Source organism: Paenibacillus sp. FSL H8-0280, from assembly GCF_045040665.1.
Classification (GTDB): domain Bacteria; phylum Bacillota; class Bacilli; order Paenibacillales; family Paenibacillaceae; genus Paenibacillus; species Paenibacillus xylanexedens_A.
In genome coordinates this window covers 2,288,344-2,305,469 of the sequence record NZ_CP150296.1, presented here as the reverse complement: position 1 = coordinate 2,305,469, position 17,126 = coordinate 2,288,344, and the positions used below count along the sequence as shown (strand labels likewise).

12 protein-coding genes are annotated in these 17,126 nt (G+C 47.2%); 2 read left to right on the top strand and 10 right to left on the bottom strand.

Features of this window, described 5'->3' with window-relative positions; translation table 11 throughout:
- Positions 1–33 precede the first annotated feature (33 nt).
- Positions 34–2,058 carry a Na+/H+ antiporter gene (locus MHI12_RS10415; protein ID WP_036609574.1) on the bottom strand — a complete coding sequence of 675 codons (2,025 nt, stop codon included), beginning with the start codon at positions 2,056–2,058 and terminating at the stop codon, positions 34–36.
- 214 nt (positions 2,059–2,272) lie between these two features.
- On the opposite strand from MHI12_RS10415, the gene MHI12_RS10410 reads away from it, so the two are divergent.
- Positions 2,273–2,572: a hypothetical protein gene (locus MHI12_RS10410; RefSeq protein ID WP_341006831.1), complete on the top strand. Its 300-nt coding sequence runs from the start codon at positions 2,273–2,275 to the stop codon at positions 2,570–2,572.
- 97 nt (positions 2,573–2,669) lie between these two features.
- Here the strand turns inward: MHI12_RS10410 and MHI12_RS10405 are convergent, their stop codons facing one another.
- The gene (locus MHI12_RS10405; RefSeq protein ID WP_036609579.1) at positions 2,670–3,152 is read right to left on the bottom strand and encodes a MarR family winged helix-turn-helix transcriptional regulator; all 483 of its coding nucleotides are present in this window, start codon (positions 3,150–3,152) and stop codon (positions 2,670–2,672) included.
- Between the two features lie 271 nt (positions 3,153–3,423).
- On the opposite strand from MHI12_RS10405, the gene MHI12_RS10400 reads away from it, so the two are divergent.
- Positions 3,424–4,539, top strand: coding sequence for an FAD-dependent monooxygenase (locus tag MHI12_RS10400; RefSeq protein WP_405172319.1), 1,116 nt, complete (start codon positions 3,424–3,426; stop codon positions 4,537–4,539).
- A gap of 117 nt (positions 4,540–4,656) precedes the next feature.
- On the opposite strand, the gene MHI12_RS10395 is transcribed toward MHI12_RS10400, so the two are convergent.
- The 8 genes from MHI12_RS10395 to MHI12_RS10360 all read right to left on the bottom strand — a co-directional run bounded on the left by MHI12_RS10395 (position 4,657) and on the right by MHI12_RS10360 (position 16,698).
- The gene (locus MHI12_RS10395) at positions 4,657–4,884 is read right to left on the bottom strand and encodes a hypothetical protein (RefSeq protein ID WP_047842410.1); all 228 of its coding nucleotides are present in this window, start codon (positions 4,882–4,884) and stop codon (positions 4,657–4,659) included.
- 214 nt (positions 4,885–5,098) lie between these two features.
- A complete protein-coding gene (locus tag MHI12_RS10390) occupies positions 5,099–7,675 on the bottom strand; it encodes a glycosyl hydrolase 2 galactose-binding domain-containing protein (protein WP_405172318.1) in 2,577 nt (858 codons plus the stop codon).
- Between the two features lie 90 nt (positions 7,676–7,765).
- Positions 7,766–9,352 (bottom strand): helix-turn-helix domain-containing protein, encoded by a 1,587-nt coding sequence (locus MHI12_RS10385; protein ID WP_405172317.1) that lies wholly within the window; start codon positions 9,350–9,352, stop codon positions 7,766–7,768.
- Positions 9,349–11,130 (bottom strand): sensor histidine kinase, encoded by a 1,782-nt coding sequence (locus tag MHI12_RS10380; RefSeq protein ID WP_405172316.1) that lies wholly within the window; start codon positions 11,128–11,130, stop codon positions 9,349–9,351. Before MHI12_RS10380 ends, MHI12_RS10385 begins: the two co-directional genes overlap by 4 nt.
- A 30-nt stretch (positions 11,131–11,160) precedes the next feature.
- Entirely contained in the window at positions 11,161–12,015 is an 855-nt protein-coding gene (locus MHI12_RS10375) for a carbohydrate ABC transporter permease (protein ID WP_340915230.1), read from the bottom strand.
- Between the two features lie 36 nt (positions 12,016–12,051).
- Entirely contained in the window at positions 12,052–12,933 is an 882-nt protein-coding gene (locus MHI12_RS10370) for a sugar ABC transporter permease (protein WP_339169490.1), read from the bottom strand.
- A 100-nt stretch (positions 12,934–13,033) separates the two neighbouring features.
- Positions 13,034–14,347, bottom strand: a complete 1,314-nt coding sequence (locus tag MHI12_RS10365) for an extracellular solute-binding protein (protein ID WP_405172315.1) — start codon at positions 14,345–14,347, stop codon at positions 13,034–13,036.
- A 257-nt stretch (positions 14,348–14,604) separates the two neighbouring features.
- Positions 14,605–16,698: an acyltransferase family protein gene (locus tag MHI12_RS10360; RefSeq protein ID WP_405172314.1), complete on the bottom strand. Its 2,094-nt coding sequence runs from the start codon at positions 16,696–16,698 to the stop codon at positions 14,605–14,607.
- Positions 16,699–17,126 lie beyond the last annotated feature (428 nt).

The window sequence follows — 17,126 nt, the reverse complement described above, 5'->3', positions numbered from 1 at the left end:
GTTTAGCATATTTAAAATATCGGATTTATCGGATTAGGTGTTTTTCAGCGCAGTTGCTTCCACGTCGTTAATAAACCGGCGCAGCTTGGCAGCCACATCACGGGTGATTTCGCCGTTTTCATACAGTTGTTGCACTGTATTGCGCTGTTCCTGAATCGCCACCATCTGCAACTCCAATTTCTCCTGATTAAACGGATCTTCTGTTTTACCCTGGTTCCAGGTGCGCAATTTGGCAATTACACGCTCATACTTGGCAATGACCGACAGTGCGACGACTCGATTCCCATCGTTCATATGAGCACGAATAGCCTTAATTGCCGCTTCAGAGGTGCGCAGCTTCACCTGACGGAACAGTTCTGCATTTTCAAGCATAAATGGTTGATTCGGCTTCTGGGACCGGTTGGTGAACAGATGTCCTAACACACGCCCGATCTCGCTGATCGAGGTCATGAACTGAGTGTTTGCGCGATTCGCCAGCATCATTTCCTTGCGATCCAGCCAGCTGTCACATTTGAAGGCCGCATCAGAAGCAATTGCATTTTCGTCTAACATTACTTCAACTTCTTTGCGCTCCGCCCGGGTAGCGATCAGGTTAATAGCCGTTTCTTGTTTCTGAATATCTTTGCGTTTATCGGCGGTAAGCTGACCTGCGGCCTGTCTGATGTACTTGGACAAGTCGGAGACAACCGCGAGTGCCGCAGCTTTGTTCTCATCGTTCATTTCGGATTTGACAGCTCGTATTGCCGCATTCAGCATAATGTCATGTGCTTTTCGTTCTGACTTCTGCGGTGTTTCTTCTGTAGATTTCCCATCGTCCTTGGCCAGAACTGGAAGAAACACGCTCGCCGCAATCAGGGAGAAGAGGATAACTCCTGCCGCGAGGAAAATAATCAGATCCCGTTCAGGGAAAGGTGATCCATCCTGAAGCACATAAGGAATGGAGAACGCACCCGCCAATGTTACAGCCCCCCGCACTCCAGAGAGGGAAATGATCGTAATATCCTTGAATCTGGGCCTGCCAATAGAGGATTTGGTACGCAGCAATTCATTCCCTTGCCAGAACAGATAGATCCAGAGAAAACGCAGAACCAGCAGTAGCACCGAGATCAAGCCCACATATCCCAACACCTGCAGATTATTAAACGAAACATTTTCAAAAATGGTACTCAACACATCCGGGACCTGTACACCCAGAATAACAAACACCAGACCATTTAGTATAAATAAAATGACTGACCATGTGCTCGCAGATACCACCTGCATTTTCAACTGAACCGATTCAGCGCGGTCACGCTCAATGGCGTGGATAATACCGCCTGCCACTACCGCAAGAATACCTGAAACCCCAATTTCTTCACTTACCAGATAGATGATAAATGGCGTCAGGATTTGCAGCAACATGTGAATGGTCACATCTTCCATACCCAGTCTACGGATCCATACCCCTAGCCTGATTAACAGAAAAGATAACAATGCCCCGACAAGAAGCCCACCAATCGCAATCAGAATAAAACTGAAGGTTGCATTCGCCAGGGAAAATACACCTGTAACTGTTGCTGCAATGGCGAATTTGAAGGCCACGAGGCCAGATGCATCATTCATTAATGCTTCACCTTCAAGAAGCCTATGTATGCCTTTGGGCAGATGTACCCGGCCCGCCATGGCGCCAACGGCAACAGCATCTGTCGGGGACAATATGGCTGCAAGAGCAAATGCAGCAGGTAACGGAATCGAAGGAATCAGCCAGTGAATGGCATATCCCGCCACAACCACCGTGACAAACACAAGTCCCAGCGCAAGCAGAAGTATCGGTGCACGCAGATTCCATAATTCATTCCTTGGTGTTCGCTTACCATCGTTGTATAACAAAGGTGCGATGAACAGTACAAAGAACAATTCCGGATTCAACGGCAGGTGAACACCTGCGGGAAGCAAAGCTATAGCTACACCAAGCACGATTTGAATGAGCGGAATGGGAATAAAGGGTACAAACCGGTTTAAAATATTGGATAAACCAATCAGTACCAGTAACACAAGTACGGCAATAAATATTTCCATGATGACAATCCCTTTCCGCTATAGAAGTGGTGAAACCTTTGTTATATAGGTTTATTTTAACATAATCCAGACTTTGTTATAAAAATGTTGTCATATTCATATACCCATTCAACTGGCCTCAGACCAGTCTGAATGAAAGATTTCTGATGGATTCTGTATATAAGATGTTACAATATGCTCAGGACAATACCCGTTTGGAAAGGAACTTGCATCTATGGCATTTGGAATTAAACGACAAGAGCTTGCTGCGTGGAAGGAACAAGTGGCTCGTGGTGAGATTGCGTACCTCACTCATTTCTGGATTGACAACCGATTTCCCGGTATCACCAGTGTCACCAAAGTTGGCTGTGCAGATCTGGAACGTCTCGAACGTTGGTGCAACGATCATGGGTTGGACGGGCGATACATTCATCGGCGGCAGCCCTTTCCCCACTTTGACCTGATGGGCAGCAAGCAAAAAGAAATTTTGATCCAGGAAGGCTTAACGGATCATGTGGCTCGCTTTCATTTGTAAACCAACTCAAAAACGCCAGTCTTCAAGGTTCATCCCCCCGCAATTAGGGACGAACTCATGAGGACTGACGTCTTTAAGGATCAAGTCATATTATGGACTACCGGTGGATCTGCTCAAACGACTTCATGTTCTCCAGCAGTTTCAGTTCAATTTTCTTCAGCATGCCAAACATCTGCTGTTGCTCCTCTTCGGAAAGTGCTTGCAACAATTCCCAGGTCATTCGGCCGCGATTCGCATTAAGTGTCTTGGCAAGCTGCGCGCCTTCATCCGTTAAGGACAGCCACACAATTCTCCGGTCTTCTTCACTGCGCACCCGCTGGATCAACCCTTCCGTCTCCAGTTGATTCAGTACAATGGTGGTTGCGCCGGAAGACAAACTGAGTTGTCTGGCCACATCAACCGCCATGCAGCGTTTTTCACGTAAAATCATGCCCAATATATGACTTTTTGTCGGATTCAGTTTACAGTTGGTTTCGGTCTTCTGCTGCTGATCCAATACTTTATTTTTATATCTGAAGAAGGCCTCCAACAATTGATCCACATTTGCCAATTGAGAGTTTCGCTCCGTATCCGGGCTCATAAACGTTCCTCCTGCCTTTCATCATAACCTACCTTATATTGTAACATATTTACACTATGATGTTTGTGAAAAATGCGCTTGTATCCGACACCCAATCGTTGACTGCAAGACTCTTGTTTTATTTCCGGTTTCGCCTATTGCATTATGGCAACGGGTTTGTTTATAATAACCTATATCTTTAAAGTTACTTTTAGTTACTTAATGATTTTAATAAATTTGTTGTTATAAAGTAAATGAAGCGTCACCATTATAATGCAAGGGACTTATGCACATGAATCAGAATATACAATCACAACTCAAAACGGATGTTTGCATCGTCGGCGCTGGACCTGGCGGTGCTTTGCTTTCTTATTTACTGAATCAAAAAGGAATCTCCACGATGCTCATTGAGCGGCAGCCCCACCTGCACAAGTCGTTTCGCGGGGAGTTGCTCAATGTGGACGGCGAAGCCATTTTGAATAAACACGGCCTCTATTCCCTCATTCAGGAACGCGGAGCGCTGCTCTTGGAACAGATTCAGTATTGGGAAAATGGGCAGATTATTCATACGGTATCACCGGGCAATGGAGAATCTCATGTTGGTATTCATGTACCCCAAGATCATCTCCTGGAGGCCATCGTGTCGCACGCTCAGCAGCATAGTTCATATGAACAAGTACTATTCAATACGATTATGACCGGTTTGTTACGAGACAAGAACGGCCAGGTCGTGGGTATTAACATTCGGCAGAACGGCGTTCCTACCTCCATTCAAGCATCTGTTATTGTTGGTGCTGATGGCAGATATTCTGCTGTACGCAAACATTCCGGTTTAACCCCCGAGATTCGCAAGCACGGGTATGATCTGCTCTGGGCACGCATTCCAGCACCCGTAGGTTGGGAACCCGCTGTTCGGATGGCCAGCATGGATGGCCAACAGCTCGCACTGTTCTCACAGTTCGGCGGTTATGTTCAGATTGGATGGAACATTCCCGAGGGAGCTTACTCCAAGCTGCGAGAGCAGCCGATTGCTCCTTTTGTAGACAAACTTGTATCCGCGTTTCCTTGCCTATCTGATTCTGTAGCTGCCAACATTCAGAGCTGGAGTGATTTTGTTCTGTTATCTGTCGAAAGCAGCTATTGCCAGTCGTGGGCACAGGACAATGTTGTACTCATCGGTGATGCCGCTCATACCATGACCCCAACCGGTGCGTTTGGACTTAATTCCGCGCTCGAAGATGCGGATGTGCTCTCCGAATTACTTGTCCAAATGGCTGCAGATCAATTCAGTTCCACTGCACAACTTCAGGAACTTCAGACGATCCGCGGGGCCAAGGTACAGCAGCAACTTGCTCGGCAAGTGGAGATGGAATCCTCTTTCCAACAGCGTTATGAATCCTTTCTCTAAACCCAGTTAATACCGATAAAACGTCTATATGCCCAAACAGCCGATAACTTCCTCATAGAGAAGAATCGGCTGTTTGGCTTGTTGGTTTATCTTTCTTATGTAATTCCGTATCCTTCTTCATTTTCGTTTGCGTGGAGCAAACGTGTCTTCTCTGGGTGCTTCTTGTACAGTATCAACGTCCTTCGGATAGGATGAGATGTTATCTTTTTCATATACTGCTTTCTCCAGATTGCTTAAGCGACGCAATACTTGTTTGCTTTTACGAACGATATATACAATACCAATAATCAGCAGGATCAACATCAGAATGAATATAACCATCTCCGGGTAAAAGACAAATGACATGAATCCACCTCCTTTGAAAACGATTTCTCTATATCATTCTAACCTTAATATGCCAACATGTGAACCCGATTGGAAGTTTCGCTTGTGGAATACGGACAAGATCACCTGACATAACGACAGGAACTCACCTGCTGCAAAAATAAAAAAGGTGGTATCCCTGATCAGGATTACCACCTTGAACCTCGAATAAGATTCGAAGTCTATTATTATTATTTTATCCTTCTCTGCCGTTCATGGCACTAACCCGAAGTTCTGTCAGTGGCAGAGACGTTTGCTCTGGGTGACGTAGTCTCACTGTTCGGCTCTCACCGGGGAGCAGATCGAAATAATTGTCACTGAATCGGACACGCCCAAGGGGAAGCTCCAGCTTCACCAATCGTGCAATCGCTCCACTGGCCGTAACCGTTACAGACTGTTCCTCTTCGTTCACATGCACACTCAATTGCGACTCTGGCAACGTCACATCCTTAGGATCACGCAAGAAGTATCGATTGCTCGGTGCTGCAAACCCTTCGGATACCAACTCAACCATTACTTCCTCCGCACGTCTGCCCTGTAACACCTCTGATTCAGTTATTTCAGCAATACACAGTGAGGATTGGGATGTTACTTCAACAGCATGTGAGCTGGAGTAGATCTTCTCTCCATTCAATGCATAGACATTGAGTCGAAGCTCCCCTTTCAAGACGTCACGTGTATCGTTCACAACCCACAACGCAAGCGGCTCACCGGGCTCATGCTCCAGTGACAACAGGACAGGATGAAAGAATATTTTCCCATAATAAAAGGATGCTTTCGGCAGCAGTTCATAATCAATCATGGACCAGCTTGTTCCTGGCCAACTGTCATTCAATTGCCACACAAGCGCACCGCTGTTGCGGTGATTGATGCGCCGGAAATGTTCAATTCCATATCGCAGCCCTTCTGCTTGAGTGAGCATGGAGTAGTTCATATACTCTTCTATATCTTGCGGAATGCCTGTGTAACCCTCCATTAGCAGAATACCTTTCTGATGATTGGTATCTTTGTTACGATAGGCCATCTCCGGACTGCCCCAGTAAAACTGACCTGCGGGCATATTTTTCTCCAGTGTGTAACGATTGGCCGAGGCATGCATACCAAATTCACTGCTGAACAACGCATGATCCTTTTTATAATTTTTGAACGTTACACCTTCAATGCTGTAGTCCAGCAGCGGTGGCTCTCCATACTTCCTTGGATAGACCGAACCATGCCATACCTGCCAGTTGTGGCGATCCCCCACATCCGGGTCATTCGCATCCTGACCGTTGCTGTCGCCGAACGGCGAAGAAGGCCAGTACGGACGAGACAGATCCAATCGCTCCAGCACTTCAGGGATCAGCTCATGATAGATCTGTTCACCGTAGAACGGGCTGGTAATATCTCCACTTGCAGACTTCATATCATAGAGCCAATCTATTTCATTATTCCCACACCACAGGGCAAGCGAGGCACGGTTACGCAGGCGCAGGACATTGTTTTCTACCTCTTGCCGTACATTATCCATGAAATCACGATTGAAATCCGGGAACAGTGCATTCGCGAATGCAAAATCCTGCCACACCAACACCCCTTGCCGATCACACTCATCGTAGAAGACATCCTTCTCATATATACCACCAGCCCAGACACGCAGCATGTTCATATGCCCTTCTACCGACAGCTCGACAAGCTCACGATACCGAGAGTTCGGGATGGCGCCAATCAGATGATCAGCCGGAATCCAGTTGGCTCCCTTGGCGTAGATCTTGACTCCGTTCAGGATAAAAGCAAATGCATCTTCACCCCGTTCATTGTGAAGCGCCAGCTCAATCGTTCGTAACCCACAAGGCTCGCTATAACGATCCACCTCAACGCCATCTGTATGCAATGTAACCTCCAGTGTATACAGGTATGGCTCACCCAGATCATGAGTCCACCATAACTGAGGTGACGTAACGTTTAATGTGGTATCCGCTTTGCCACCCTCTACGGGTAGTTCAGTTACACCTGCCACCTCGTGTCCGCTGCGATCCAACAGACGAACATTACAGGACGCAACCACAGCCTGCTCTCGTTTCTGTCTGTTACGGTAAGACAAGACCGACTTCACATTCGCCGTGACATGTAAGACAGCCTGCTCTGAACTGACTGATTCCGTACGAGCATACACATTTTCCAGCTTGGCGATTGTTCGTTTTTCCAGCCTTACCGCACCCCAGATCCCCACCGTAACCATGCGTGGACCCCAGTCCCAGCCAAAGTTCATCGCTGCTTTACGCAACCATGGCCGTTCCTTCGTATACGAGGACCAGTCAAAGGTTTCTTTGTCCCGGTGATGCAGGTGAAGCGGATCAAACTTGACAGCAATCGCATTCCACTCGCTGCGTACCAGAGACGTTACATTAAACGTATGTGACATGAGCATATTGGCCGTTTTCCCGACCTCATGGCCGTTGACATATACCGTTGCAAACGTATCCAATCCTTCGAACACCAATTCAAAGTGCTCCTCCGTCTCTGTATCTCTCACCAGATTGAAGGTTGTGCGATACCACCATTCCTTTTGCTCAATCCAGCGACTTTTGGCATCATTATGTCCGTAATAGGGTGGATCAATGATACTACGCTCAACCAATGCAGCATGTACATCGCCAGGCACTTCAGCCCCAATCCAGAAACGGTCATCCAGCGCAGCAGCCGCCACATCCATTGCCCGCTTCTCTCCAACTTCAAAATGTTGTATCTTCCATTGTCCCGATAAATCTTGACTTGAACTATAGGTCTTCATCCGTATGCCCTCACTCTCCAATAACCCTGAGTAATACCATATCGAAAACGTTTGCAGTAAGGCAAGACATGTTTCCTAATCTGCTCATTTCTAACTTCCCGAAGGCTTAAACGACATTGCCTCTTCGCGATATTCACTCGGGGTTTTGCCCGTATGTTTTTTGAACAGTCTGCTAAAATATTTCACGTCCTCGTAGCCGCTGATTGCAGCGACTTCACTGACCTTCGCTGGAGACACCGCGAGCATATCCATCGCTCTTCGTATACGCATATCGGTGACAAAATCTCCGAAGGTCACACCCATTTCTTTTTTAAACAGCTCACTGAGGTGACCCGGATGCAAATGAACATGTCCAGCTACCAGCTGCAGATTAATATCCTGCGCCAATGAAGATTCAATATAACCGATAGCCTTCTGCACATGGGCAGCCTGTCCCTGACCCATTCGGCTATGATAGACATGCATCAGACCATACAGATGATGGAACAGCATATCCCCGAGGTCACCAGCTTCAGCATCCGGTTCCGGCAACCAGGGCTCGAGCCTTGCGGGTTCTTCACGCCCTGTAGCTCGCATTGTGCGAGTCAGCCAGCGATGACCGGCAATGATGGCCGAGTGCAAACAAGCAGTGAACGAATCTGGTGTGACCTCCGGTTCTGTAATCAGATTAGCCACAAGTTCCCGCGTCCATGTCGTTAACGTGACTGAATCATTATCAAGCAATATTGTACCAAGTCTGGTCTCCTCTTCGTGCGTAAGTACAGTTTTACCACCTTGGCGATCCTGAACGTGCTCATAATGCCATACTTTATCATCCATCAAACCCCGATATCGGAATGCAGCTGAAGCAGTTCTATAGCTTTCGTGCAGATCTGCATATCCACGCGTAGGCAGACCTACCGCTACGCGCAGGGTGCACTTCAGTAATTGCTCCACCCGACGTAATGCACTCTCCAGCCTGAACGGATATTCTTGATCCACCGGCGGCCATGAAACTACACAAATAATTTGCTGTTTCTCTACATGAGCAATGGCACCCGGTAACATATCCTCCAGGGTATTCTGCACCGCAAATCGTAATAACGCATCCGAGGATCGATCCCAACCCTCTGCTCGAAGAATAATGACTTGTCTGAGAATCTGTTCATCATCAAGGCCACCAAACCCAGCCTCTTTTCCAGCATCAGATCGCAAAAATGAAGGGAAATGACCCGAAGCGGTGTCACCATCAATGATCCACCCGGCAAATAACCGCTCCCGATTCTCCCGCATAAGCTGGCCCTCTCTGGACTTCTCTGCCCAAATTTCCGTGATTCGCTGTTTGGCCTGTAATACGGTCTTGATGATCTCTTCCGGCTTGCTTGTTTTGAGCAGATAATCTGTAACACCTTGGCGAATCGCCTGCTGCGCATAAGAGAAGTCATCGTATCCGGACAAAATAATGACCTCCAGCTCAGGTAGCAATCGTAAGCCCTCTTCTGCCAGTTCCAGCCCCGATCTGCCTGTCATCCGAATATCCGTCATCAGGATATGCGGACGTTCCTCAGCCATGCGTGTTAACGCCTCCTCTGCCGAGGCAGCAGGTTGAAGAAGTTCAATTCCGAGTTCATGCCAAGCGATAACGCTGGCAAGCCCTGTACGGATAATCACTTCATCATCAACAATTAATAGTCTCATGACGAACCCTCCAAGATTGGAATGGAAAACGAAATCCGGGTACCTCCCCCAACCCTGCTGTCTACTTCAAGCTGTGCATCCGCTCCATAATGGAGCAGCAGTCTCTCATTCACATTGCAGAGCCCATAACCGCCTTGGTTTAGCTGTTTTTCCGGCTGTTTTCCCTTCCATTCCCTAATGCTTATCCTTAATTGTTCCAGCCTGTCCGGCTCCATGCCGACACCATCATCCAGCAACAGCACATTCATCTGTTCATTATCCGGGTCCTTGCGAATCATAATTGTTATGGTACCCACGCCTGCTTTGGGCTGAATGCCATGAATCATGGCGTTCTCAACCAGCGGTTGCAGCAATAGCTTCAGCATCATTCGCTTCTCAAGCGCTGGATCTACGATATAATGCAACACAAATTGATCAGGGAAACGAATCGACTGCACACGCACATAATGGCGAATATGAGCGATCTCCTGTTCCACAGGGCAGTAATCCTGACCATTATTCAAGCTGATACGCAGAAAATCACTCAGGCCCTCAACCATATCCGCAATCCGCTTCTCTTCAGACATCAAGGCAATCCAATGAATTGAAGAGAGCGTGTTATAGAGAAAGTGTGGGTTAATCTGCGCCTGAAGCACTCGAAGATCCGCTTCTTTTTTACGGGCTTCACCCCGAATAACCTCTTCCTTCAATAACTGAATATGTGCACCGAGCAGATTGTAACTCTCCCCAAGCCTGCCGATCTCATCATCACTTTCAGACCGAAACAGAGGAAGCGGGCGTTCCGGATCAATTCGAGACAGATGTCTGGTAAGCACACGAAGTGGCCTCGTCACACGCCGCACCGTAAACCATACCAATCCAGCACTGATCACAGCAGACATAGCAACGGCGCAGCCAGTTAGAATAAGAATGTACCGATTCTCGGACTTGTACTGGTCGTATGGGACTGTTCCAACCAATGTCCACCCCGTCAATTCTTCCGGATAATAGAGCAACGTCCGTTTATCGTCACCACTGCCATACGTGGTGGTTCCGCTACCGCCATCCTGAATTAACGTTGTGACTCCTGGTTCGGCCTGCTCCAGCTTAAGTCCAAGCCGGGATTTGTCCATCGAAGACAGAATCTCTCCAGAACTGCCGATGAGCTCCAGTCTGCCTTGCCCTCTGCCTAATCCCAGAGCGGCCCATCCCTTGGATATGGCCTTCTCATCCAGACTAATCGCTAACCAGCCGATGGGTCGATAATCATGGATACTGCGAATCGGCCGAACCAATGTGATCACATTTTGAATACCTGCGTAATTCTGCACCGGGTATATCCCCGTCCATTGTTTGACTGCTTCACCGCTTGGAACAGAGGGATACGAAAGATTGGATTCATTGGATTCATACCAGGTAGCGGTTGACAATGTGGCATCAAAACGTCCCGGATATATGGCGATGTTGGCGATATATTTCTTGGAAGCCGCCAGATTGGTCATCCTGCCCAGGATATCCACCCTGTCCAGCTCATGATCTTCATTGTGGCTAAGATACTGCTGGATGTCCCGTTCTCCAATCAGAAAAATCGATAGGTTCTCGGCATCTTGCAGCATATAACGAAGATTCGCTTCCACCTGTTTCAGCGTATCCATGCCGGATAGTTTTGTTTTTTGCTCTGTAATGCGGGAAGAGATCAGAAAGGCGAACAGACCCAAGGCCAGCAATGGCACAATCATTGAAGCCGTCACGACGACCGATAGCTTCCTTTGTAACGAAGATGTGAGCCAGCGTGCCAAACGTTTCTCCTCCTCTGGATGCGCTTTCGCTTATCCTTTGACAGCTCCGGCTGTCATGCCTTTCATAACCTGTTCCTGGAATATGAGATACAAGATAATGGTTGGAATGACCGACAGGGTCATGGCAGCAAGCGTTAATCCGTAATCGGTTTGATACCCATCCGCAAAGTTCGCAATGGCCAACGGTAACGTTTTCAATCCGGTTTTGTTGATGAATACAAGCGCAAATGAAAAGTCATTCCACGCATGCAAGAAACTCAGAATCGTAACCGTTGACAACGCAGGCACAGACATCGGTAACATGATCCGGGTAAACAGCCCCCAAAGTCCTGTTCCATCAATGAAAGCTGCCTCTTCAATATCACGTGGAACACTTGTCAGATAGGCAGTAAGCACGAAAATAGCTGTAGGTAATGCAAAAGCCGTATAAGGTAATATTAATGCCCAATACGTATTTAGCAGGGACATCTGTTTCATCAAAATAAATAAAGGGACAAGTGTACTATGGATCGGAATGAGCATACCTACAACAAAGAAGGTCATAATTAACCCTTTCCAGCGAAACTGGAAACGAGCCAGAATGAATGAAGACAGCGCTGCAATAAACAGCGTTAGAATAAGTGATCCAACCGATACAATGAGTGAATTGCCAAAAGCAGTCCCCAGCCTGGAGCTTTCCCATGCATTGCTGAAATTGGCAACATTCCAGTTTGCCGGCAGACCAAAGGGCCTGCTATAGAAATCTTCATTTGTTTTGAACGCACTAATCACGAGCCAGTAGAACGGATACAATGTTAAAATACCATAGACCGTTAGTAGCGTCCAAACAATTCCGCTGCGGAGGCGGCGAATCGGATGGCCCGAGCCGCTTCGTGGTGATGGCATGGATATAGGTGTCGCGCGCATGATAGCTCCTCCTCTCTATTGATTCTCTTTTCGTTTGCGACTGGTCACCCACTGGCTTGTTCCGATCAGCAGCAGGGAGATCAGTACGATGGTTGTTGAGATCGCACTACCAAAACCATAACGGTATGTTGTAAAGGTCGAATTATACATATACGTAGCGAGCAATTCTGTCGCATGAGCCGGCCCACCTTTTGTCATGATGTAGACCAGATCGAATGATTTCAGACTGCCTGAAATACATAGAATGATCGCAACCTGAACCGTTCCCCAGATCATGGGCAAAGAGACGGATACCAGTTTCCGGATTCCAGAAGCACCGTCTATTTTGGCAGCATCATGAATCTCTCCTGGAATATTCTGTAGTGCCGAGATAAAGATAATCAGATACAACCCGACAAAGCTCCAGAGCAGCGGTGGTACCAATGAGAAAATGGCAATCTTGTCATCGGAAAGCCATTGCAGCTTCCAACTTTCCAGTCCCAGTGCGTCCAGCAGAAAGTTCAATATCCCGATCTGCGGATGATAGATATACTGCCAGATCATACCGATAACTACAGTGGATAATACCATCGGCAGAAATACGGCTGAGCGCAGAAACCGCTGTAATGGATTACTTTTGTGTAATATGACCGCCAACATCAGCGCTAACGGAATTTGTCCAAATACCGATGCCAACACAAAGATAACGTTATTTTTCAGTGCCCGCCAAAACACAGGATCATGCCAGATCTCAATGTAATTATCCACACCAATATATTTGGATGCGCCGATGCCGGACCAGTTGAAGAAACCGTAATATGCCGACCACACGACCGGTACAAATACAAACAATGCATAAATGATGACTGCCGGGGCCAGCCCCAGCATAATAAAACGCCGACTGCGCAGTGCGTTCATCTGTTCACTTCCCTTCCATAAATGCCTTTACCAACTTCAACTGACTGTCCCATTCATACTTAAAACCCCTCCCCTGCCGGGAAGGGGTTTTGACGAATGGTTACTGACTAACTGCATTGGCTTGAGCCGCCTGAATTTTGGCTGCAATGTCTTCGGCCTTGCCGCCCATAAGCAACTCTTGCAATGCATTATTAATAACCTCAACCGTTGCCGATCCCAGCTTGGAATCGTATACTGGCGTGATCTTCACTTCCTGCATCAGATCATATAATTCTACGAACAATGGATGTGCTTTGGTTTTGTCCAGATCAATCTTGTAACTCACCAATGTGCTACTATCCAATGTCGCCTTCTGACCATCAGGTCCTGCCAGCGCATAGAACAGCTCCATCGCTGCCTCTTTTTGTGCACCGCTCAGCTTTTTACTTACACCCAACCCGGTTCCTACTACACCGGATGTTGTTCTTGGTTCACCCTGACCTCCGTCCACTGGAGGAAGAATCGTAATATGTGTGTTGTTCAACACCTCTTCAGGTGCATTGTTCACCAGATTTGCCAAGGCCCATCCGCCGTTCATGACCATCGCTGCCTTACCTTGGAAATAAAGCTGCATCATCTGTGTCTCATCGATACTATTGAATCCATCCTGGAATGCTTTGGTGTTGCCAAGCTCCTGCATCTTGTTCAAGGCTTCAATAAATGGTGGATCGGTAAAACTTGCACCCTCTTGTGCTGCCGCTTTCAGGAACCAGTCTGTGCCGGTAATCCGATCAGCCAGTGTACTGAATATCGTTGATTGAGCTACCCAGTTGGCCTTGTTGCCAAGTGCCATGGGAATGACTTTATTTTGATTAAAAGTAGCAATCGCTTGTTCCAGTTCCGCCCAGGTCTCAGGCACTTTTACATTGTACTGCTTGAAAAGAGCTTCATTGTAATAAATGAAGGAACTTGGCGCCAAATTCATCGGCACGGAGTAGATATTCCCGTCCACAGTGTATCCATCCAGTGCATTCGGGATAAAGTTGTCTTTCCACTCCGGCTTTGCGTCCAACTCTGCATTAATGGACTGTAACAGATCCCCTTTTACAAATTCCTTAGTCATGGCATCCGGCCACATCACGAACAGGTCTGGCATCTCATTGGCAGCGGCCACCGTACGAAGCCGGGTTTTGAGACCATCTGTTGGCAAGCCTTCATCCACAACTTCAATATCTGGATGCGCCGCGCGGAAATCTTCAATAATTTTGCGCATTGCAACTGCCTTTGCATCCTGTCCGGTCCAGTTGTGCCAGAGTGTGACGGTTACTTTGTCATTGCCACTGCCTCCTTCTGAGGTGTCCCCGCCAGCACAGCCAGCCAGAATAATGGAGAACAATGTTATTGCCAGGAAACCCGAAAGCCATTTTTTCAACATCTCTATAATCCCCCTCGGCGATTTGAATACACTTATTGTAAATGGTAACGCTATCATACCGTAAGGTGACGATCCACGGATGCAGGGGTGAAAAATATCGGTTCCCCTGTTTGGAATTTACTTTGCTGACTTATTGTTCATAACATATAAAAAGAGCCCTCACAATGAGAGCTCTTTCTTGTTGCAGCCGTCGGCAGCTTCACCCCAGGCTATATATAATGAATAAGTGCTAAATCGTATTAAATATGGATTGCGTATTATTGGATACTGTTTTTCACCAGTTCTGCAAAAGCTTCGGACCCTTGCGTAGTGAGATGTACGCCATCTTTTTCAAAATATTCGTCATGTCCCTCACTTGCACTGTTCCAGTCAATTAACGAGACATTGCTGTATTTGGATGCAGCATCATTCAACGCCCTGTTCACCGTTCGTTCCCATGGACGAGGTACGCGCACAGTAACCAGATATACCCGATCCTCATCCTTTAGATAATCAAGCACAGCATTCAAGTTTTTGGAGTTAAAGGAACCATTCGTCCCGAGCTCCAGCACCACTTTGCTGCCCATTTGGTTGTTTTGCTTCAGACCTTCCAATACATCGCCTGCCTGCCACATCTGACGACCAACATGTCCGTCCACATACACTCCCGATATACTTTGCTCCAGATACGGTTTTGCATCCAAAATCACCGAATCTCCAATGACGGTATAATGAACCTTGCCATCTTGGGCAGGAGGAGCCGTTTCTTCATTGTCCTGAGATGAATCAGGTGCATCATCTGTATGTTCCGTATCATCGAATTGATTCGCTCCAGCGTCATCCGATGTATCATTCTCGTTAGTCACGGAGTCATCAGTCGGCTTATCTTCAGACTGACCGTCCTTGCCAGAATTCACTGAATTGTCTTGTTCGTCAGGTTTTGAATCTGGAGCAGACTCTCCTGTTGGCTTCTCATTTTTCCCCGGATCATCTTTCGTTCCTGCTTCCGGTTTATGGGTATGAGCATCGTTCTTTTGGCCAGAGCCTGACGTCGCTGTAATAGCTGGCAACACATCCTGTCCCTGTTCCTCCGCTACGGAATTCTCTCCATTTAATGTGTTGGACATCGATACCGAATGGGAGTCAGAGTTCGCTGCATGTGAGACCATCATCTGAGATACCGTATAGGACAACAGCAGAATCGTCATCAACAGACCTGCCCGCTTCCACCATACGTTACGTATACCGATTGATGACCGCCCTCTTCCCCATAATCGGGACCAAGAATCACGGAATCCGTTGTACCGAATCGGATTTTCAATATATTTAAGAGACAATGAAGCCAGTACAACCGTTGCAGCAACCTGTAAAATGATTCGTACAGGATGTGCTCCTCCCGTATCCACCGCGGGATTGGTTAACATAATGACAGGATAATGCCACAGATATAATCCGTAGGATCGCTCTCCGATCCAGCGTAATGGCTTCGCTCCAATGATACGTGCCAAGAAAGACGATGGGTGAGCCAACACCGCTACCAGCAACGTTGTTGCGATAGCCTGAAGCACCATGCCCCCTTGATACAGAAACGGATCATATTCACTGCTGTTCAGCATCATGTAGATTAACAAAGCGAGCGCAGCAAGTCCCGACACATCGAGCACAAGCCGGTTCATGCCAGACAGAGAGTTCGATAGCTTGCGACTAGGCCACACCACGGCAAGCGCAGCACCAGCAAGCAGTGCAAATGCCCGCGTGTCTGTTCCATAATATACACGGCTCGGGTCCAAATCCGGATTATACATGATGGCCATTGCGCCAGCAGATAATTCAGCTGCGACAACAATGAAGACGACCAGCCATCCCTTTCTTTTGAACACTACGATTGCTGCGATCAGTAGAAGAGGCCATATAAGATAAAATTGCTCTTCCACAGCCAGCGACCAGAAATGTCCAAACGGTGATGGAGGGCCAAAACTTTCGAAATAGGAAACGTTGTGAAAGATATACCACCAATTGCTTATGTATAATACACCCGAAACGATATCACCACGAAGCGCAGCAAGCCGGGATGGGTCTGTACAAGCCAACCAGATCATCACCACAGCTGTCATGGTCAGCATGCCTGGAAGCAAACGCCTTACCCGTCTTACCCAGAAATCACCGAGTGAAATGCGTCCATGTTCCTGCCACTGTGACACGAGAATATCTGTAATTAAATATCCCGAGAGAACAAAGAATATACCTACACCGAGCAGTCCGCCCGGAATAAAATCCAAATTCAGATGATACGCGATTACCGCAAGTACAGCGATGGCTCGCAAGCCGTCAAGCCCGTTCATATGTCTCTTACGATTTAACGATTGTGACATGCATGCCCCTCCTTGTTACTGTGAGTCAACAACATCGGTGTTGGGGGCATAAAGGAACTCCTGATCGTTCTGGTTGTCATTAACATACGTATTGCACCTTCCATCTTTCATTTACAACATTAGAAAAGCCTCTGTTCGAAGCACGATCCGATGATGCTACATTCTTGGTGAATTCTATTGTCTTAAGGAAGACGTGTGGCCAGTCCATTAAGTTTTAATCATTACGATATTATTTATATTCATTCGTGAGTTCACGTTTAGCATTATGCGCCCGATATAAGCCTCATACTTTACAGGAATAGTTACAAACGATTAAACCGATGTAACCTTTCCTGCCAGCTCATATAGCTGTAAAATCATACTCTAATTTTGTCGTTAAATATAGTACTTTTCATCGAGTGGCTAAAATTACCTGTCCCGCTTGCGCA